The sequence below is a fragment of the Nonomuraea sp. GTA35 genome, from assembly GCF_041950525.1.
Classification (GTDB): Bacteria; Actinomycetota; Actinomycetes; order Streptosporangiales; family Streptosporangiaceae; genus Nonomuraea.
The window spans coordinates 219,715-239,286 of record NZ_JBGNUV010000015.1 but is presented as its reverse complement, the minus strand read 5'-3'; the positions used below and the strand labels follow the sequence as shown (position 1 = coordinate 239,286).

Genomic DNA, 19,572 nt, shown 5'->3' with positions numbered 1-19,572 from the left:
CTCTATGGGATGCCGGAATGGCCTCTCCGGTTCGGCGGGACACCGCACGTCGGGCAGTCGGGCCGCTGCCGGACGGCTCGGGAGCGGATCTCCAGCGGCCAGAAGTCCACCTCGCTCCACCGGTCGCCGAGCGCGGGCGGCAGCCCCGCCAGGATGCGGATCGCCTCCCAGGCCAGGATGTTGCCGACGAGGCCGGACAGCGCCCCCATCGCGCCCGCCTTGTCCCGCTTCCCCACGACGGTCTCCATGCCGTCCCGCCCGTGATCGGCGAACGTCTCCGCGCGTACGCAGGACCAGCAGGCGGTCCGGCCGGGGACGATCGAGGTGCCGAGGACGCCGATGTGGTAGGCGTAACCCGTCCCCATGATGTGCGGGATGTCCGGCCAGCAGGCCTCGCTCACCCAGCCGGCCACGTCGTTGGGGGTGGGCAGGTCGGCCGCGTTGATGACGATGTCCGCGCCCTTGACGACGTCGGCGAGGTCGCCGGCGCCGCCGATGCGCCGCGCCACGGCCTCGACCTCGATGAACGGGTTGACCTCGCGCAGCCGGGCGGCCGCCGCGTCCGCCTTGGGCACGCCCAGGTCGGCCATCCCGAACAGCACCTGCCGGGTGAGGTTCGAGACCTCGACCCGGTCGAAGTCGCAGACGCGGATGCGGCCGACGCCCGCGCCGGCCAGCGCGAGCGCCACCCATCCGCCCAGCCCGCCGACCCCGCAGACGACGGCGGTCGCGTCGCCGAGGCGCCGCTGGAGTGCGGCCCCGCTCGTCTCCGGCGACCAGCCCTGGTCGCAGAAGTCCTGGAACAGCCGTAGTTGCCGGTCGTAGAATTCGGCGCGCGCGGTGCCTAAAAGGCGAAATTCCCGCTCGGGGTCGGCGACCCGGCTCAACAGCCCTTCGCGCTCCAGGATTTGCACGACTTCCGCCACCCGCTCCCGGGCGTCGGGATGGCCGCCACAGGCGAGAGCGCCGATCTCCGAGATGGTGCGGGTGCCGTCGAGAAGCACCACCACGTCTTTCACGAATTCGTCGCAGGCGAATCGCTTCACGGTCCGGTCGGCCAGGCACAGGAACAGCAGCGTGCCGCCGTCGGCCTGCACGATGACGCTGTCACGCAGGCGTGGGCGCGGTGCGGTGTCGGCCACGGACGTGCCTCCTACGAAGGTGTGGGTGAAGCCGGGAATGCTTCACCCACAGGACGCTACCCGAGCCGACGTTTCAGTTTCCGTGGGAGTTCGACGCGGTCACCGCCCCGACGCGCAACGGGACTTCTTCCACCTTCACCATCACCGGGCGTCGTTCCATCGCTACCCTTTCTCCTCTGATATTCTCCCGCGCATATCATGCCGAGTTCGAGGTTGCCTGACAAAGAGACTTACTGAGTATTGTTCACCAAGAAAACTCGTCGAGTTCGCGCACGGCCTGATCGAGCTCGTCGGCCACCCCGCGCCGCAGCAGCCGGGCGTAGAGCCCCTCGCCCGCGTGGCCCAGCCGTCGGATCAGCGCGGCCCGCTCGGCCATCTGCGCCTGCACGTTCCTGACCAGCGCCTCCGGCCGGCCCGCCCACCCGTAGGCGTCCAGGAACCGGCGCAGCCTGGCGGGTCGGGCCTCGAACGCGGTGAATCCCGTCGAGGCGTCCACGTGCCGGGCGTGCAGCGGCACCCAGCAGTGCGCCACCAGCGCCACCTCGGCGTCCACCGTGGTCGGTCCGGCGAAGTCCCAGTCGAAGAACCCGGTCAGCCGCCCGGCCCGGTAGGCGGCGTTGGCCGGGCCCGCGTCGTTGTGCCCGATGATCAGGCCGGGCGACCAGCGCCCTCCCGAGCGCCAGCGGGCGCTCTCGGGCGGCACGAAGTCGGCCACGACCTCGTGGTAGGCCCGCAGCCACCGCGCCACCTGCACGAGCGTGTCCTCGGTACGGGTCCACGACGGCCACACCGCCGCGTCCCCCATGGTGTCGCCCTCCAGGTACGTGAGCACCTCGTACCCGCCCTGGTCGATGCCCAGCACGCGGGGAGCTCCCTCGAAGCCCTTGCGCTCCAGGTGGCGCAGCAGCTCGTGGACCGAGGCCGTCCACTCCCGGACCGGCCGCCGGACGGTGGCGCCCACGCGGACGGCGCCGACGTCGTTCCCCCCGCCGAGCGGTTCCCCCGTCATGAGGGCATCGTGCCTGGCGGCCTGGCCCCCATCAAGGCCACGTCTGTGGCCGCTCGTCCCGGCCAGGTGGACATGCGGGCCGCGGTGATCACGTTCCTGAGGCAGCTCGGCCTGGATCCCGAACCCTGATCAGATCAAGGTCTTGCATGAAACTCCGATCAGCGCCACGCGCTCGCCGTCCCGCCCAAGGGATCAAAACCGCCATCGCGCCATAAAGCTAGACAAAGCGGACAAGCCGCCGCTAGCCTGAGGGCGCTCCAGTGGGGGCCAACTGGAGCACCAAAACTTCACGGATCCGCTCGGGCTGCGCGGCCGCGTTCCCAGTCGGCTCCAAGCCATGGACAAGAGCGCACCCTCACCATCTCCCTACGTGAGCGGATATTTCAGGAAAAGGTTGACGAAGATCGCCGCGGTCGCGGCGGCCGTCGTGGCGGTGGCGCTGCCCGCCGCCCCCGCGGCGGCCGACGACGCGCCCGACGAGCGGCCGGACGTGTCCGTCGGCACCTGGCTGGCGGCGCGTACGCAGCCCGCGGTCCAGCTGACGAGCTTCACCTACACCGGCACGGTCGCCGTCCCGACCAGCACGATCAACGAGACCGCGTTCAACGGGCTGACGCAGCAGGCCGTCGAGGCCGTGCAGGCCGGCAAGATCTCCTCGGACGAGCGCAGCATCGCCAAGTGGCTCTTCCAGCGGATCGCCGCCGACGTGGACACCTACCTCACCGAGACCACCCCGGAGCGTACGGTCGAGGCCGAGGTCGGCGGCCTGTGCACCGGCTGGTGGGTGACGCCCGACGGGTACATGGTGACCGGGGCCCACTGCGTCCAGGTCGGCGAGACCGAGCTCAGCCGGCTCTTCGCGCAGCAGGCGCTGGCCAAGTTCAACGAGCAGGACGCCAAGGAGATCGTCGCCGGGCTGCAGGGCATCGAGGCCGACGAGGAGATCCTCAAGCTCGCGCAGCAGATCTACGTCACGTTCAACACCGGCCACATGAAGATCCGCAACCTGCAGCAGAGCCTGTCGGTGCTGCAGAGCCTGCCGGGCGGCGGCGTGGACAAGACCGCCAAGGCGACCCCGGCGGAGCTGGTCTCGGTGGGCGAGAGCTACCCCGGCAAGGACTTCGCGCTGCTCAAGGTCAACGGCCAGCAGAACCTGCCGACCGTCCCGCTCGGCGAGGACGCCGACGTGCGCACCGGCGACACGCTGTACATCAGCGGCTTCCCCGGCCTGGTGACGAACACGCCGTTCTTCAGCCTGGAGTCGAGGCTGGAGCCGGCGCTGACCGAGGGGCCGTACAACGCCAAGCGCACCACCCAGACCGGGGTGCCGTACATCCAGACCCAGGCGCCGTCCTACCAGGGCAACTCCGGCGGCCCGGTGTTCAGCAAGGACGGCAAGGTCATCGGCATGCTGATCGCCGGCACGGTGAGCGAGGGCGGCGAGGCCTCGGAGAGCGAGAGCTTCGTGCTGCCGGTGAGCATCATCAAGGAGAAGCTCGGCGAGAAGAACGTCAAGCCCGCCCAGGGCGTGACCACCACCCGGTACAACGAGGCGCTCAACGACTACTTCCGCAACTACTTCGAGGACGCGCTGCCCAAGTTCCGCGAGGTGCAGGCGCTCTTCCCGAACCACCCGTACGTGGCCAAGTACATCAGCGACACGCAGGCGGCGATCTCGGCGGGCAAGGACGAGTCGCCCCGGCCGGTCCTCATGTGGGTGCTGATCGCGGCCGGCGCGCTGCTCGTGATCGTGCTCGCCGTGGTGCTGGTGAAGGTGCTCGGCCGGCGCCGCCGCCGCGCCGCCGCGGCGCACGCCCCGTACGGCGCGGTGCCGTCACCGCCGTGGCAGCAGCACCAGCTTCCGGCAGGTCACGCCCAGGTGTCGCCCCCGGTCCCGCCGGCCCCGACCCCGGGCCCGTACGGATACAACGGCTCGAACTACGGTCACGGCCCGCAGCCCGCGCCTCAGCACGGGCAGGCGGGGCAGCCGTACCTCGGCGACCGGACGCGCGACGTCCGCTACGGCCAGTTCTCGCCCCCGCGGGACGGCCGTCCCTCCTGAACGTCCGCCTTCCTGACCGCTTCCAGGGTGGCCGCCAGCTCGGCCTCCGGCACGAAATGGCCGAAGGTGTCGTTCGCGAAGAAGGACACCCCGGCCACGGAGCCGGCGTGCGCCGCCAGCACCTCCCGCTGGTAGAGGTAGGTACGCCGGTCGTCCAGATAGGTCCGGTACCAGTACCAGGGATCCACGAAGTCGAGCCCGAGCAGCGGCCGCGGCCCGCCGAGCGCGGCCTTGCTCAGCAGGTTCGGCACGATCTCGGTGCGCTCGACGAGCACGGCGAACGTGCTGACCAGGATCGCGTCGAGCGAGCGGTAGGCGGCGTCGGTCATGCCCCAGGCCGCCCGCTCCACCTCGGCCCGCCAGTAGGTGTCCATCCAGTAGACGAGCCGGTCCCCCATGGCCTCCCGCAGCCGCAGGAAGAACCGCTCGATCCCGGCCGAACGCTCCGGCGTGAGCGGCGGCGCGTTGTCCGGGTGCCAGAACCCGACCAGGCCGAACTGGTTGCCGAGCATGACGCCGTCCAGCCCGAAGTCGGCCGTGAACGCCGCCGTCTGCGCGGCCACGAACTCCCCGGCCGCCAGCCCGGCCTCGATGCCGCCGGGGAAGGCGGCGTACGGGCGGGGGTCGGCCGCGAGCGGCGCGGTCACGTCGATGACGCCCGGCACGATGTGCCCGCCGGCGTCGGCGGTGCCGGTCGCCGCCTCCGGGTGCCGCTCCGTCTTCCACTCGCTGCGGCAGAACTCCGGCCCCGGCTCCAGGTACTCCAGCAGGCTCACCCGCAGGCCGCGCCGCTCGGCCTCGGCGCGCACGGCCGCGTAGACGCCGGCCAGCGTCCGGTAGTCCATCGGCTGCTCGGACAGCACGAACATGGGCCCGGCCGAGTACGGGTTGAACGAGCGCTCGCCCCCGTCGCGCACCCGGGCCAGCCAGTCGCGGTTGTGCGCCCTCGTGGCGGCGGCGGGCCCGCCGGGCGCCAGCGCGAAGCAGTTGTAGCGGGCCCAGTCGAAGCGGTGGTCCCAGGCGTCGCGGCCGGCGTAGTTCAGCACGTGGTCGCCGTTGCCGGCGCAGAACACGATCGTGACGGGCCGGTCGGCCAGCCAGTCGGCGTGGTGGTCGAAGAAGGCCGCCACCCCCGGGCCCGGATCGTCCAGATCGTCGAAGATCTTGGGGGTGATCCAGAGGCAGGCTTCCAGGTTCACTTGGCCTCTCCGAACGCCTTGTCCATGCGGCCGAGCAGGGTCGGCACGTCGATCGTCCCGTTGAACAGCTCCTGGACGGAGGTCAGGTGCTCCTGCTGCACCTTCGGGCCGGGCCAGCCCTGGTCCGGGTAGAGGGTGGACTTGCCGTTCTTGACGGCTTCGAGCACCGGCTGCTGGAGCGCGTCGGGCTGGAAGGACGGGCTCGACAGCGCCGGGCTGCTGCCCGACTCCGTGGCGTACAGCGCCTGGCCTTCCGGGGAGGCGAGGAACTGCATGAACTTCTTGGCCAGGGCCGGGTTCTTGGCCTTGGCGTTGACGCCGTACACGATGCCGACCGACACCGGCAGGTAGGTCTCCTCGGCGCTGTCGGTGGCGGGGAACGGCGTCATCGAGAACGTGGTGCCCTGCGGCGCGGAGTTGAGCGCCGACTGCACGGCGGACAGCACGTGCACGGCGCCCAGCGCCTTGCCCTGGCCGAGGAGCTGCATCTGCTCGTCGTAGCCGACGCCGTTGGGGCTGTCGTTGAAGCAGCCGGACTCGCGCAGTTGCAGGTACTTCTCCATCGCCTGCTTCCACTCCGACCGGGCGAAGCTCGCCTGGCCGTCCTTCTGCTGCTGGGTGAACTGCGGGTTCGGGCCGTAGACGAGGGAGGCGGTCAGCGCGTACGGGACGAGCTGGGTGACCCACGCCGACTTGAGGCCGAGCGCGAACGCCACGGCCCCCTTGGCCTTGGCGTCCTTGCAGAACGCGAGCACCTCCGGCCAGGTCGTGGGCTTGCTCAGGCCGGTCCTGGCCAGCGCCTGGTCGTTCCACACGGCTCCGATGGCGCCGATCGTCACCGGGACGGCCACCACCTTGCCCGCCGGGTCGCTGGTGACGGCCTTGAGGTCGGCGCTCAGGCCGCTCGCCCAGCCCTCGCCCGACAGGTCCATCAGCATGCCGTCGGCGCCGAGGTCGCGGACGGCCATGGTGTTGCCGCCGCCCGGCCACATGCGGAACACGTCGGGGGCCGTGCCCGAGGAGAGCTGGGTGCGCAGCTGCTGCTGGTAGGAGGCGTCGTCCTCGGTGAACGTGGTCTTGACGGTGACGCCCGGGTTGGCCTTCTCGAACGCCTCGACGGCGGCCTGGGCCGGGCCCTGTCCGGCGGCGGCGAGGGTGAGGACCTGCTCGCCGGAGGTGGCGGTGGTCTGGCCGCTCGAGGTCGAGCAGGCGCCCGCCGCGACCGCGAGGCAGCAGGCGGAGGCGAGCGTTGTGACGATCTTCTTCATGACGAACTCCAATGGGGGGTGGGGATCAGCCTTTGAGGCCGCCGGCGAAGCCCTTGATGATGTGTTTCTGCAGCGCGAAGTAGACGACGAGGATGGGGATCACGCTGATCACGAGGCCGGCGAAGATGAGGGGCCACTGCGAGACGTACTGGCTGACGAACCCGTAGATCGCCACCGGTGCCGTGGTGTTGTCGCTGCCGCCGAGATACAGCAGCGGGGTGAAGAACTCGTTCCAGATGCCGACCGCGTTGAGGATCACGACCGTGCCGGTGACCGGGCGCAGCAGCGGGAAGACCACGGAGACGAACGAGCGCACCGGCCCGCAGCCGTCGAGCAGCGCGGCCTCCTCGTAGTCGAGCGGCAGCTCGCGCAGGAACATCGTGTAGAGGAAGACCGAGAACGGGATCTGCTGCCCGACGTTGATCAGGATGACCGACCAGAGCGACCCGAGCAGGCCGAGGTCGCGCATGGTGGCGTAGAGCGGGAGCAGGGCGAGCTGGCCGGGCACGAGCAGGCCGCCGATGACGAAGTAGAACGTGTACCGCGACCAGCCCCTGGTGACGCGGGCCAGCGGGTAGGCCGCCATCGACGCGAAGCCGATGATCAGCACGACGCTGACGGCCGTGATGAGGAAGCTGTTGGCCAGCGCCGCGCCGAGGCTGGCCTGGTTCCAGGCCTGGGCGTAGTTGTCCAGCGTGGGCGGGAACGCGAAGGCCAGCGCCCCGCTCTGGCTGTCCTGCGGCTTGAGCGAGACGTTGAGCAGGCCGACCAGCGGCACGAGGAAGGCCAGCGCGAGCAGGATCAGGCTCAGCTCGCGCGCCAGCGTGCGCCAGGTGTATCGCGAGTGCATCAGATGCTCTTCCTCTGCGTCAGGCGGAACTGGACTCCCGCCAGGACCGCGATGACCACGGTCATGACGACGGCCAGCGCGATCGAGAACGGGAAGTCGCCGAGCGAGAACGCGCTCTTGTAGATGGCCGTCGAGATCGTCTCCGTCGCCGTGCCGGGGCCGCCGCCGGTCATGGCCATGACCTGGTCGAACTGCTTGAGCCCGCCGATGAGGCAGAGCATCACGTTGATCACGACCGCGCCGTTGAGCAGCGGCAGCACGACGCGGCGGAACTTGCTCCACGCCCCCGCCCCGTCGATGGTGGCCGCCTCCAGCACCTCGGCCGGGATCGCCTGCAGCCCTGCCAGGTAGATCACCATGGAGTAGCCGGAGAACTGCCAGACGATCTCCAGGACGATGGCGTACAGGGCCGTGTCGGGGTCGCCGAGCCAGTCGTGGGCCAGCGCGCCCAGGCCGACGGCGCGCAGGGCGTCGTTCACGGCGCCGTTGGGCGACAGCAGGAAGCTCCACACGTACCCGGCGACCAGCGGGGTGAGGACCACGGGCGCGAAGAAGATCACCCGCAGCACGTAGCGGCTCTTGACCATGCTGTTCACGCCGAGCGCGAGGAGCAGGCCGGCGATGTTCTGCACGACCGTGGCGGCCGCCGCCAGGATGAGGGTGTTGACCAGGGCGTCGAGCGCCGTGCGGTCGGAGAAGACGGAGGTGAAGTTGTCCAGGCCGACGAAGGACCAGTCGGGGCGCAGGCCGTTCCAGTCGGTGAAGGAGAACAGCGCGCCGTTGGCGCTGGGGACGACGACGATGAAGAGGTAGATCGAGATCGCGGGCACGACGAACCACCAGGGCGCGCGGACCCCGACCCGGCGGCGCTTGGCAGGGGGCTGCGCGGCGGTTTCGCGTACGCCGGGCGGTGTCGTCGTCGCTTGAGTGGCAGCCACGGGTGACTCCTCTCGCGGGGTGACCATGGATGCGCGTGGTCTGCTGGACGGAGGCGGGTTGATCGCGGGGTTGGTGATCGCGTCCTCGTCGGGGAGCGAGCCCACTCGTCGTGAATCGATTCACGACGTTTCGGGCAGATTACGGGCACGATCTCGGCGGTGTCAATGACGTCACCGGGTTCGGGGCCACTTTCGTGAATCCATTCACCAATCCGCTAGGCTGAGGGCCGACACCCGGCCTCGAAGACATGTCAGTGAGGAGCCCGATGGTCTCTGGATCGGCGCCGAAGCAGTCGAAGGCCGAGGTCTCCGCCCCCACGGTCGCCGACGTGGCGGCCCGCGCCGGGGTCTCGCGGGCGACGGTCTCCTACACCTTCACCCAGCCGGGCCGCGTCTCGCCCGACCTGCGGCGCCGCGTCATCGAGGCCGCCGACGAGCTCGGCTACGTCGGCAACGAGGCGGCGCGCCGGCTCCGCGTGGGGCACAGCCTGGCGCTGGGGCTGCTGGTCTCCAACATCGGCAACCCCGTCTACGCCGAGCTCGCGGCGGGCGCCGAGGCGGAGGCCGCCGCGCACGGCCGCTTCATCCTCGTGGCCAACAGCGACGAGAGCCCGGAGCGCGAGCGGGCCTACCTCGGCTTCTTCGAGTCCCAGCAGGTCAGCGGCATCCTCGCGGCCCCGGTCGGCGACGTGCCCGAGGAGTTGCTCGGGCTCGGCCGCAGGGGCACGCCGTTCGTCCTGGTCGGCACGGCCACGGGGCCGCACAGCTATCCGGCGATCTCCGGCGACAACGAGCGCGGCGGCCACCTGGCGGCCTCGCACCTGCTCGCCCAGGGGCGGCGGCGGCTGATCTTCATCGGCGGCCCGCACCCCCACGTCGACCTGCGGCTGGCGGGGGCCAAGCGGGCGGTCGACGAGTTCCCCGAGCCCGCCTCACTGGAGATCATCCGGGTCCAGGTGCAGACCGCGAAGGTCGGCGAGGCGGTCACGCGGACACTGCTGCGCCGCCCGGCCACCGGCTTCCCCGACGGCATCGTGGCGGGCAACGACCTGCTCGCGCTGGGCCTGCTGCACGGGTTGATCATGGGTGGGGTCCGGGTGCCGGAGGATCTGTCGCTGGTCGGGTACGACGACATAGAGTTCGCCGACTTCGCCATCGTGCCGCTGACGACCATCCGGCATCCGTCGGCGGCCCTCGGCGCCAGTGCCGTCCGCATCCTGCTGGGCATCGAGTCCGAGCGCGACACGCTGGGGCGGTTCGAGCCCGAGCTCGTGGTCCGCGAGACCTCGCTCCCGGCCGGTGAGGGCGACCACCCCGGTGAATGACGGCACCGGAGCCGATCACACCGCCCGATGACGGGCTGTTGACACATCCGCGACGCCGCTCGTAGGCTCCGCCGTACCGCATCGTCGTGAATCGATTCACGATCATGGTCGCCGTATCAGTGCAGGTCAGCCCTCTTCCACGCCGGCACCCCTCGGAAGGCACCATCATGAGCTCGAAACGCATCGCCACGGTGGCCGTCACCGCGGCGCTCGCGCTGACACCCGCCGCCCCCGCGACGGCCTCCCCGCAGCCGGCCCCGCTGCCCGAGGTCGCCGCGCTCGACCCCGCCACGATCGACCTCGCCGACTTCACCGGCCTGGAGCAGCAGATCGCGCCCTACCTGGGCAACCTGGCGCGCCTGGCCAACAGCGTCAACGACGACAGCGCCACGGACCACGGGTTCATCACCTGCAACTGCTGGCGCGCCGGGCAGGGGCCGAACGACGCCCGGGTCATGGAGAACGTCCTCACGCTCGCCTACTTCTACACCGCCGACCGCCCGTGGAACCCGTACCACCGGGACGCGGCCCTGCGCGGCCGGCTGGAAGCGGCGCTGCGGTTCATGCTCGGCACCCAGAACGCCGACGGCTCGTTCCCGCAGGGCTCCGGCGACCTGCACTCGCGGGCCGCGACGGGGTTCGCGCTCGAACTGTACGCGATCATGCTGGAGCTCCTCGACGCCGACGGCACCCTCGATCCCGCCCTGGTCGCGAAGCTGACCGCGGCCATGAAGGCGGCCGGCACGTGGTTCCTGGAGGACGAGGAGGTGTGGGGGCCGCGCGGCGCCCAGTTCGCCAACCAGGTCGCCGGCGGGCTGGTCGGCATCTCCCGCCTGCTCGGCCGCTTCGGCGACGCGGACTTACGCGCCCGCTTCGAGCAGCGGCTGGCCGAGCACGAGAAGGTCTCGCAGGGCGAGGCCGGGTTCTTCCGCGACGGCACGGTCGCCCACCGCTACAGCATCGAGGTCGAGTCCGAGGACCTCGCCGGCTGGGCCGACCCCGCCACCCGCCCCGTGATCGACCGGATGCAGGCGCGCTACCTGGACTGGGCCCAGTACAACCTGCTCTACGACCAGGGGCTCGACGGCTACTTCATCAACACGGCCGCCGACTCGCGGCACCGCGGCTGGAACTACGCCGACGAGCTGCCGATCGGCTCCAACAACCTCTGGGGCTCGGTCATCCCGCAGGCCCGCGCCTACTCGCCCACCCGGGAGGAGATCGAGGAGCGCCGCGCCGCCTTCGCGCGGGCGGGCTGGCAGACCTCGGTCGCGCCGCTCATCGCCCCGACCTGGGCCTACCTCGATCCCGCGGTCGTCCGTGACGTGGCGCTGGGCGAGGAGTACTACCCGACCGGGGCCGAGCGCCGGGCCGCCATCAGCACGCTGCGCCCCTACGCCGGGGCCCCGTACACCGAGCACCGCGCGGACGCGGTCACCGGGCAGCAGTTCATCTTCGCCAAGCGGCCCTCGTACGTCGTCGGCCTGGGCTTCGGCAAGCACGTCAACACCCAGTACGGCTTCTGGGACAACCAGCGGTTCGGGCTCGGCCACCTGTACGACCCGAAGCTCGGCGTCGTCGTCCAGGGGCAGAACGCGCCCCAGATCGGCGCGCCGCGTACCCGGCCGGTGGACGCGGAGCTGTCGTGGGGCACCGGGTGGACGGCGGCGGACGGCGTGCACTTCGACTCCTACGACCAGCCCGTGCCCGCGTTCTTCCGCGACGGCGCCCCCGTGGACCCGGCGGCGGCGGGCGACCTCGACGACCTGGAGATCCGGTACGCGGCGGCGGGCGGCACCAAGTCGGTGACGCTGGGCGACCGGCTGCGGGTGCGGGTCGAGGCCGGCTCCACGCCGTTCTTCGAGCGCATCCCGCTCGTGCTGGAGAAGGGTGACACGCTCCGGTGGATCGGGGGCGGGCCCGTCGCGGTGGGATCCCGCGCCGAGGCCCGGGACGTCTCGGGTGTGGTGGTCAGCCGCGACGGCCGCAGCGTGGAGATCCGCTGGTCCGGCGCCGGGTCGGCGGTCCTGTGGCCGTCGTCGTTCCCGGTCGCGGGCGGCAGGCGCGCTCTCCAGGTGCTCGACCTCAAGGCCACGGGCACGCTGGCCTACGACATCCGGGTCGTCGACGACGCGTGTGTCGGGTCGGACGAGCGCGGTCCCGGCTCCGTCCAGCTCGTCACGGGCAGGGCGGCGGTCGACTTCGACGACGTCCGCGTCACCAGGTGAGCGGCTCGGCATGGTGGTCGCTCAGCACGCTCAGGAAGGGCTCGGCGAGCGCGCCGCGATGACCGCGCCGCCGCTGGACCGCGACCATGGGCACGAGCCGGCGTCTCCTCCGCCGCGTCAGCGTTCGCCGGCGGCCTGCCGCGACTGGACCGCGCGGACGCGCTCGACGTCGAGCTTGGCCGTGCGGTCGAAGCGGTAGATGCCGTTCTCCTCCTGGAAGACGTCGGTGAGCTGCGTGTAGCAGTAGCCGAACATGTCCGGGTCGTCCAGCAGCGCATCGGTCAGCCCGGCGAAGCGGGCGTGGAACTCCTCCTCGTCGCGCACGCGCTGACCGTAACCCCAGGAGCCGACGCGGGCCGCGTCCTGGTCGGTGCCGGCCAGCTCGGGGTTCCACCAGATGCCGCCGTACTCGCTGACGAAGTACGGCTGGCCGCGGTACGGGCCGGTCACCTGCGGTGTTGACGTAGGGCCGGTCCCTGTCCAGGCCGCGCACCTGGCCGGCGAACGCCGCGGGTTCCTGCTCGTAGTTGTGGGAGTCGTAGATGTCGGTCTCCGGCACGCGGTGGCTGTAGCCGGAGGCGTCGATGACCGGGCGGGTGGGGTCGGCGAGCTTCGTGGCCAGGAACATGCCGCGGGTGACGTCGTCGAGCTGGGTGACCTGGTCGCCGATCACCTGGGACGTCTCGTTGAGCGGGCACCAGCCGATGATCGACGGGTGCGAGTGGTCGCGCTCCAGGACCTCCAGCCACTGCGTGACGAAGGACGCCGTGGGCTGCTGCTCGCGGCCGTCGAAGGCGCCCCAGTCGCCGAACTCGCCCCACACCAGGTAGCCCAGCCGGTCGGCGTGGTGGAGGAAGCGTTCCTCGAACACCTTCTGGTGCAGGCGCGCGCCGTTGAAGCCCGCGGCCATCGCGAGCTCGATGTCGCGCAGCAGGGCGGCGTCGGTGGGGGCGGTCATGAGGCCGTCCGGGTAGTAGCCCTGGTCGAGCACGAGCCGCTGGAAGACGGGGCGGCCGTTGATGAGCACGCGCTTGCCGTCGATGGCGATGGAGCGCAGCCCGGCGTAGCTGTCCACGGCGTCCGTGACGGCGCCGCCGGCGTCGAGCAGCTCGATCCTGACGTCGTAGAGGAAGCCCTCGCCCGGCTCCCACAGGCGTACCCGGTCCTCGGGGAGCTGCAGGCGCAGGGAGGGGGTGAGGTCCACGTCGGCGCGGGCGGTCGCGGTGGCGACGGGGCCGTTCCCGTCGGAGACCGTCACGCGGACCGAGGTGCCGGGGCGATTGGCGGACAGCGGGGTGACGACGGTGAAGGCGGAGGCCGCGACCTCCGGGGTGATGCGCGGGCGGCGCAGGTGTACGTCGGGGACGGGCTCCAGCCACACCGTCTGCCAGATCCCGGTCGTGCGGGTGTAGAGGCACTCGTAGTTGCCGTACCGGGTGGACTGCTTGCCCCTGGCCTGGGGTCCGTGGCGGGGGTCGCGGGCGCGTACGACGATGGTGGCGTCCTCGCCGGGACGGGCCACGTCCGACAGGTCCGCCGTGAACGGCGAGAAGCCCCCGCGGTGGCGGGCCACCTCCACGCCGTTCACCCACACCGTGGCGTCGTGGTCGACGGCCCCGAAGTGCAGCAGCGTACGGCGGCCCGCCCAGGCGGGCGGGATCGTCACCGTACGGCGGTACCAGACCGCCTCCATGAAGTCGGTGTGCCCGAGGCCCGACAGCTCGGACTCCGGCGCGAAGGGCACGGTGATCGTCGCGGCGAGCTCGCGTTCGCGCAGGCCGCGCTCCAGCCCGGAGTCGGCGGCGTCGATCTCGAACTGCCACTGCCCGTTGAGGTTCAGCCAGTCCGCGCGGACCAGTTGCGGGCGGGGATGTTCCGGTCGCGGGATGTCGTGGGCAGCGGAACTCGGCATCTGACACCCTTCGCCTGGAACGTGCTCAATCCCCATTGCTACGTAGCAAAGTGTGCCATACACCCTTCGACCGTGCCTCCCGCCTCACTGACTGGACTCGCGCACCTTCAGCCGGAAGTCCACGACGATGCGCGACTCGCGCCCGCTGGGCCTGCCGCTGATCTGCTCGTGCAGCATCGCGACGGCGTTCCTGGCCAGCGCCTCCACATCCGGTGAGACGGAGGTCAGCGACGGCGTCGAGTACCTGGCCTCCTCGACGTCGTCGAACCCGGCCAGGGCCACCTCCTCCGGCACCCGGACCCCGCGTTCCTGCAACGCCCGCAGCGCGCCGAAGGCGAGGGAGTCGTTCATCGCGAAGATCGCGTCGGGCATCGGCCGCCCGGCGTCCAGGTGCTCCTCGATCGCCCGCTGCCCCTCCGCTCGGGTCCACCCGGCCTCGACCAGCAGCTCCTCGTGCGCCATCAGCCCGGCCTCCGCCAGCCCCTCGAGGAACCCGCGCAGCCGCATCCGCCCCGTCTGATGCTCCGCGGGGAGATGGCCGAGCAACATCAGCCGCCGCCGGCCCAGGGCCGCCAGGTGGCGCACCACCGCTCTCGACGCCTCCCGGTTCGGGATGCCGATGTGCGGCACGCCCCCCTCCAGCGCCTCGTCACCGACCAGCACGACCGGATAGCCGGGGCGGCGCTGCCGCCCGTCCTCCGGCCGCAGCGACAGGGCCATCATGATCGCGCCGTCGGTGAGCTGGTTCCTGCTGCCCGTCAGGACCTTGAGCTCCCGCTCCCGCTCCCGCTCCGTCAGCTCGATCAGCACCGTGTACCCGAGTGCCTCGGCCTCCCGCACGACCTGCCCCGCCAGGTCGGCGAAGATGCGCGCCCTGAAGTCGGGGACGACGAGCGCGATCAGCCCCGTACGCCCGGAGCGCAGGCTCCTGGCGGCGGCGTTCGGCACGTATCCGAGCTCCGCCATGGCGTCGAGCACGCGCCGGCGGGTTTCCGGGCGGACGTAGGCGTGGCCGTTGACCACGTTGGAAACCGTCCGCTGCGACACACCGGCCGCGCGGGCCACGTCGTGCATGCTCACGGCCATCAGCGTCACGACTCGCGTGAGGTCGGTGCCACGGCCTCATCGTAGTGTTCGCGGCGGCCGGCTCGTGGTCACCGCGTCACGTGAACTGCAGGACGATGATCGCGATGCCGAGGGTGAAGTCGAGCACGGCGCAGAACTCCGCCAGCGACCGCGCCACGACCTTGTTCGCCCGCCAGACGATCACGTCCTGGACGGCGTGGCCGATGAGCGCGACCGCCACCAGCCACGCCCCGAGGACCGGATCCAGGGCCAGCCCGACGAGCGCGGCGGCCCCGAAGACCACCATCAGCGGGATCTGCACGGCGGCCAGCCGGTGCCGGCGCGGCAGGTCGCTCACCAGGCTGAGCACGGTGACGGCGACCGCCCCGGCGACCAGCACCGTCCACAGCTCGGCCCCGACCACCCGCACCACCGTGACCCCCGCCACGGCGGCGCCGAACAGGATCCACACCACTCCGGGCCGGTCGACCACCGCCGTGCCGAGGTAGATGAGGGCGGCCAGGAAGACGACGAGGGCCTGGCCGCGGCCGTCCTGCTCGTCCATGACGGAGAACGCCGCCGCCGCCAGGCCGGCCAGGGTGGGCCAGCGGTGGGCGAGGAAGGCCAGCGCACGGCCGGGGCTCGGGGCGGCTGATGAGGAGGGAACGTCTGCCATGCCCCGACTCTCGCGGGCCGCCCCGCCTGGCGTCCCGGCCCGCGGATCGAACTGTCCGAAATCCTGGGGATCCGGTCCGATCGTCTCCGGCGGCTAGGCGTGGCGCTCGGCGGCGGCGAGGCCCGCCGGTTGCATGCGGCCCTGCTCCCGCAGGCGCGCCACCCGGGCGATGTTCCGCTCGGACCAGCGGCTGCGGGGCCGGCGCGGGGTGTAGCGCTGGAGGTAGGTGGTGGCGTCGCGGCTGCGGGTCAGGCCGTCGATCCAGCCGTAGCACAGCGCCTCCTCCAGGGCCTGCTCGTACGTCAGGCTCGTCGGCTGCGTCGTGCCCTTCTTGGCCAGCACCACCCACGCCTCGGTCGCCGTGCCGTGGTGCTCGGACAGCCAGCTCCGCCACGCGGCGGCGTCGGGGAAGACCGTCATGACGTGCCCTTCATGGAGGCGAGGATCTCCAGGTAGTGCGGGTTGTACATCAGGCCCAGGACGTTGCCCCAGGGGTCGATCACCGAGGCGGTGATGAAGCCGGTGCCGCGGTCGTGGGGGGCGTCGTGCGCCGTCGCGCCCATGTCCACGAGCCGGGCCTGGGCCGCGGGGACGTCGTCCACGTGCCAGTAGACGATGGCGCCCGCGGGCCTGCCGATCGTGGCGGGGTCGGGGGTCATGGCCAGCGGGCTGCCGGCGTACTTGCTGTGGATGACGCCGAACTCGTGCTGGTAGTCGCCGATGCGCCACTCCATGTACGCCGGGGTGTCCATGTACGGCGGGATGCCGAACAGCTCGGTGTACCAGCGCTTGGTCGCCTCGAAGTCGGGCGAGTAGAAGGCGGTGGTGGTGAGTCCTCGAAGCATTTTCCGGCTCCTTTTCGCGGGGTTGTGCCACCATCATCACCCCTGAAAGTGCTCACCGAATGAGCACTTTTCCTGAGCAGTTCAGCTTCTGCGGCGGCGGGCTTCCCAGACGCCCGCCGCGACCCCCGCGACCAGCGCCACGAACGCGATGACCGCGATCTCGACCACGCCCATGGCGCCCAGCGGGGCCAGCAGGCTGCCGACCACGATGAACGTGAGCAGGGCGGCTATGGCGCCCACGATGACGGGCATGTGCGACCTCCTGACCCCGAGGGGACAGATTCCCGGTCAGGGCCAGAGGAACACCAGGGCGGTGAGGGCGACGGCCAGGGCCACGAAACCCGGCGTCCTGGGCCGGGTGGCGGCCTCCCTGCGCGAGGAGACGACCAGCGTGACGATCAGGGCCAGCGCGGCGAGAAGCAGGCCAGGAAGGCGCCGGTGACCAGGACGATCAAGAAGCAGTAGATGAGCATCTCACCTACCAGCTGGCGGGCTCTCTCCACGCGCTCAGCGGAGGGTGGCGGTGAAGGTGCGGCCGTAGGCGTGGTGGGTCGTGGCCTGGATCAGGGTTCCGCCCGGGACGCGGCGTACCGTCACCCCCTCGTCCGCCGTGTCGAGCCTGAGGCGGGCGCCGTGCACGACGACCGAGACGCGGTCGCGTCCCATCGTGGGGTCGGACAGCGCGACCACCGTCCGGCCGCCGGACGAGCGCACCATGACCGAGGCGGGGCCGTCGACGAGCAGGCTCCCGGCCGGGCGCGGGCCCTGGCTGAACACGTTGCAGGCCACGATGCCCAGCGTCTTGTGCCGCACGGCCTGGACGTGGCGGTTGTTGGCCAGGACGGCCAGCGGGCCGTCCGCGTAGGCGCGCAGGGCGGGCTCGGTGGCGTTCGGGACCAGGGCGTAGGCGAAGGCGGGGTGGTCGCCGGCGATCGTGGCGGTGAACACGTTCTTGGTGATGCTGGTGTCGGGGTTGGCGGCGCGCACGACCCGCCGGCTGCGGGTGACCGTCTCCAGCCCCGCCGTCACGGGTTGCCTGGTGAGGAAGGCGTAGCCGACGGCGGTGCGGCGGGTGCCGTTGGCGTAGCGCAGCCAGCGCGGCGGCGCGATCGGGCCGCCCGGCTGCCAGGGCCGCCCGTCCCAGTGCTCGCCCGTGAGCGCGACCGCGTCGCCCGGGGCGGCGATGCGGCTGTCCACGGTGGTCACCACGTCCCGGCCGCCCTGGCCGGAGACGCCGGCGGCCAGCACCACGATCTCGTCGTCGAACATGAACCACGACTTGGTGGCGCGCGCGTTCCGGTACGCGACGAAGTCGTCGGGCAGGATGCCCGCCTGCTTCGCGGTGTAGGCGGCGTCGTCGGACTGGACCATGCCGGCGACCCCGTACGCGCCGAGGGTCGCGCCGCCGGAGAACGCGTTCTCCCCCCGGGGGAAGTACACGTAGGCGTTCTGGGACTCCGAGGAGGAGGTGAAGTTGAGCGGATGGCCCGGGTTGTCGTACCAGAAGCGGCCGTACAGCTCGGGCACCGTCCGCCGCTCCTCCACCGGCGCGGTCACCCCGGCCAGCCGGTACGGCGAGACGGCCGTGTAGTAGTCGACGCCGTACACCTCGCGCTGGTCCTCGCCCGCCAGGTACAGGTAGTACGCCCCGTCGCCCTGGAACCAGGGCATGAGGTTCTCGCCGTTCATGTACTCGTACTTGCTGATCCGCTCCGAGTTGCGCGACAGCGCGAAGGCGTACCCGGGGCGGCGGTGCACGGTGCGGTCCATGGCGTTGAACGCGACGCTGCGCTCGGCCGGGTTCAGGTCGGCGGCCGGGACGGTGGAGTCGGCGCGGATGGCGGCGTACCGGGCGATGCTCACCGGGGAGACGAACGCGGTCGTGTCCGCGGCCGGCAGGAACCTGAGGTACCGCTTCAGCGGCAGGGCGTCCTCGACGTGGTCGGCCAGGTCGGCGATGGCCTCCACGACCACGCCGATGTCGGTGTAGCCGGTGCTGGTGCGCGAGACCGCCCGCCCCTTGACGATCTCCATCATCCAGCCCTCGAAGATCAGCGGGGCGAAACCGTCGGTGATCCACCGGTACACGACGCCCGGCAGGTCCTGCGGCCCGCTCGTCACGCCTTCGAGCATCTTGAGCGTCTGCACGACGCGGGTCAGCAGGCCGCGGCCGTACGAGCCGGTGTAGGCGACCGAATGGTGCTGGATGAAGGAGCCGTCGCGGTAGTAGCCGTCGGTGACGCCGTGCTGGAGCCGGTACGGGTCGATCGTGGCGAAGACCGTGGCCTGGTCGGCGATGGCCTTGGTGACGCGGGCGTCGTCGGCGGTGAGCGCGCCCTGGAGGATGCGGTTGGCGGTGATGTCGGCCAGGTTCGCCCCGGTGTGGAAGCGGGAGTCGAGGTCGACGTCGCCGTCCTTGCCGTTGCGGAGGTAGGCGTCCATGGAGGGGAGGTAGGTCGCCGTCAGGTCGCCGCGTAAGGCCTCCGGGAGCAGGAGCAGCGTCCTGCTCACGTGGGCGGGGATGGCGATCTCCCAGTTGTGCCAGTTGCCGTAGTAACCGGCCTGCTGGTCGCCGAAGTAGCGCTCGTGCAGCCGGCGCAGGCCGCCCGCGACGCGCTGCTGCGCGGCGGCGTCGCCGGCGAGCGCGCTGCCGGGCGCGCGGGTGGCGAGCGCGATCTCGTACAGGTACTGGTAGGCCAGCCGGAGGTTGACGTCGTCGGTGCCGAGCGCGAGGCCGGCGAACAGCTCGCCCTCGCCCGCCCGGTCCATGGCCGCCAGCCGCTGCCTGGCGGTGGCGAGGATGGCGGCGAGCTTGCCGGCCACCTCGGGGCGGGCGTTGACGTCCGGCGTGCCGGCGAAGATGGCGAGGGTGTTGGCGAGCAGCCTCGCGTGGTCGACCGCCGCGGCGTGCGACGGGGAGGCGCCGACGGCGAGCAGGCCGGCGGCGGGGAACAGGGAGAGAACCTGGCGGCGGGACATGTGCGGCACGGCGGGCTCCAGGCCGGTGGAGGATACGCTGGGGCTCACCGTACATGATCTTCGCCGGTGTGGCC

16 protein-coding genes are annotated in these 19,572 nt (G+C 71.4%); 3 read left to right on the top strand and 13 right to left on the bottom strand.

Translation table 11 applies throughout. The annotated features are described in order from the left end of the window. Nucleotides 1-2: 2 nt before the first annotated feature. Nucleotides 3-1,142, bottom strand: a complete 1,140-nt coding sequence (locus ACBJ32_RS47090) for a ThiF family adenylyltransferase (protein WP_375132409.1) — start codon at nucleotides 1,140-1,142, stop codon at nucleotides 3-5. 244 nt (nucleotides 1,143-1,386) lie between these two features. Further along, nucleotides 1,387-2,151, bottom strand: coding sequence for a hypothetical protein (locus tag ACBJ32_RS47085; RefSeq protein ID WP_375132408.1), 765 nt, complete (start codon nucleotides 2,149-2,151; stop codon nucleotides 1,387-1,389). Between the two features lie 394 nt (nucleotides 2,152-2,545). Between ACBJ32_RS47085 and ACBJ32_RS47080 the strand changes: the two genes are divergently transcribed. Further along, nucleotides 2,546-4,213 (top strand): serine protease, encoded by a 1,668-nt coding sequence (locus tag ACBJ32_RS47080; protein ID WP_375132407.1) that lies wholly within the window; start codon nucleotides 2,546-2,548, stop codon nucleotides 4,211-4,213. Here the strand turns inward: ACBJ32_RS47080 and ACBJ32_RS47075 are convergent. From ACBJ32_RS47075 to ACBJ32_RS47060, 4 genes are read right to left on the bottom strand one after another with little or no spacing between them, the layout of a single operon-like run. Next, entirely contained in the window at nucleotides 4,171-5,412 is a 1,242-nt protein-coding gene (locus ACBJ32_RS47075) for a hypothetical protein (RefSeq protein ID WP_375132406.1), read from the bottom strand. The genes ACBJ32_RS47080 and ACBJ32_RS47075 overlap by 43 nt on opposite strands. Further along, nucleotides 5,409-6,680, bottom strand: coding sequence for an extracellular solute-binding protein (locus tag ACBJ32_RS47070; protein ID WP_375132405.1), 1,272 nt, complete (start codon nucleotides 6,678-6,680; stop codon nucleotides 5,409-5,411). The genes ACBJ32_RS47075 and ACBJ32_RS47070 overlap by 4 nt, the downstream gene beginning before the upstream one ends. A gap of 25 nt (nucleotides 6,681-6,705) precedes the next feature. After that, nucleotides 6,706-7,530 (bottom strand): carbohydrate ABC transporter permease, encoded by an 825-nt coding sequence (locus ACBJ32_RS47065; RefSeq protein ID WP_375132404.1) that lies wholly within the window; start codon nucleotides 7,528-7,530, stop codon nucleotides 6,706-6,708. Continuing rightward, nucleotides 7,530-8,468, bottom strand: a complete 939-nt coding sequence (locus tag ACBJ32_RS47060; protein WP_375132403.1) for a carbohydrate ABC transporter permease — start codon at nucleotides 8,466-8,468, stop codon at nucleotides 7,530-7,532. The genes ACBJ32_RS47065 and ACBJ32_RS47060 overlap by 1 nt, the downstream gene beginning before the upstream one ends. A 266-nt stretch (nucleotides 8,469-8,734) precedes the next feature. On the opposite strand from ACBJ32_RS47060, the gene ACBJ32_RS47055 reads away from it, so the two are divergent. Both ACBJ32_RS47055 and ACBJ32_RS47050 read left to right on the top strand, forming a co-directional pair. Continuing rightward, nucleotides 8,735-9,793: a LacI family DNA-binding transcriptional regulator gene (locus ACBJ32_RS47055; protein WP_375132402.1), complete on the top strand. Its 1,059-nt coding sequence runs from the start codon at nucleotides 8,735-8,737 to the stop codon at nucleotides 9,791-9,793. A gap of 167 nt (nucleotides 9,794-9,960) precedes the next feature. Continuing rightward, nucleotides 9,961-12,021 (top strand): hypothetical protein, encoded by a 2,061-nt coding sequence (locus ACBJ32_RS47050; RefSeq protein ID WP_375132401.1) that lies wholly within the window; start codon nucleotides 9,961-9,963, stop codon nucleotides 12,019-12,021. On the opposite strand, the gene ACBJ32_RS47045 is transcribed toward ACBJ32_RS47050, so the two are convergent. The 7 genes from ACBJ32_RS47045 to ACBJ32_RS47015 all read right to left on the bottom strand — a co-directional run bounded on the left by ACBJ32_RS47045 (nucleotide 12,011) and on the right by ACBJ32_RS47015 (nucleotide 19,546). Next, entirely contained in the window at nucleotides 12,011-13,933 is a 1,923-nt protein-coding gene (locus ACBJ32_RS47045) for a glycoside hydrolase family 2 protein (RefSeq protein WP_375132400.1), read from the bottom strand. The genes ACBJ32_RS47050 and ACBJ32_RS47045 overlap by 11 nt on opposite strands. A gap of 84 nt (nucleotides 13,934-14,017) precedes the next feature. Beyond that, on the bottom strand, nucleotides 14,018-15,007 hold the full coding sequence (locus ACBJ32_RS47040; protein ID WP_375132495.1) for a LacI family DNA-binding transcriptional regulator: 990 nt from the start codon (nucleotides 15,005-15,007) through the stop codon (nucleotides 14,018-14,020). Nucleotides 15,008-15,095: 88 nt separating this feature from the next. Further along, the gene (locus ACBJ32_RS47035; RefSeq protein ID WP_375132399.1) at nucleotides 15,096-15,674 is read right to left on the bottom strand and encodes a hypothetical protein; all 579 of its coding nucleotides are present in this window, start codon (nucleotides 15,672-15,674) and stop codon (nucleotides 15,096-15,098) included. A 93-nt stretch (nucleotides 15,675-15,767) separates the two neighbouring features. Next, nucleotides 15,768-16,094 carry a YdeI family protein gene (locus ACBJ32_RS47030; RefSeq protein WP_375132398.1) on the bottom strand — a complete coding sequence of 109 codons (327 nt, stop codon included), beginning with the start codon at nucleotides 16,092-16,094 and terminating at the stop codon, nucleotides 15,768-15,770. Continuing rightward, nucleotides 16,091-16,519: a VOC family protein gene (locus tag ACBJ32_RS47025; RefSeq protein ID WP_357891828.1), complete on the bottom strand. Its 429-nt coding sequence runs from the start codon at nucleotides 16,517-16,519 to the stop codon at nucleotides 16,091-16,093. Before ACBJ32_RS47025 ends, ACBJ32_RS47030 begins: the two co-directional genes overlap by 4 nt. An 81-nt stretch (nucleotides 16,520-16,600) precedes the next feature. Beyond that, the gene (locus ACBJ32_RS47020; RefSeq protein WP_375132397.1) at nucleotides 16,601-16,771 is read right to left on the bottom strand and encodes a hypothetical protein; all 171 of its coding nucleotides are present in this window, start codon (nucleotides 16,769-16,771) and stop codon (nucleotides 16,601-16,603) included. 255 nt (nucleotides 16,772-17,026) lie between these two features. Then, complete coding sequence (locus ACBJ32_RS47015; RefSeq protein ID WP_375132396.1) at nucleotides 17,027-19,546, bottom strand: polysaccharide lyase family 8 super-sandwich domain-containing protein; 2,520 nt, start codon at nucleotides 19,544-19,546, stop codon at nucleotides 17,027-17,029. Nucleotides 19,547-19,572 lie beyond the last annotated feature (26 nt).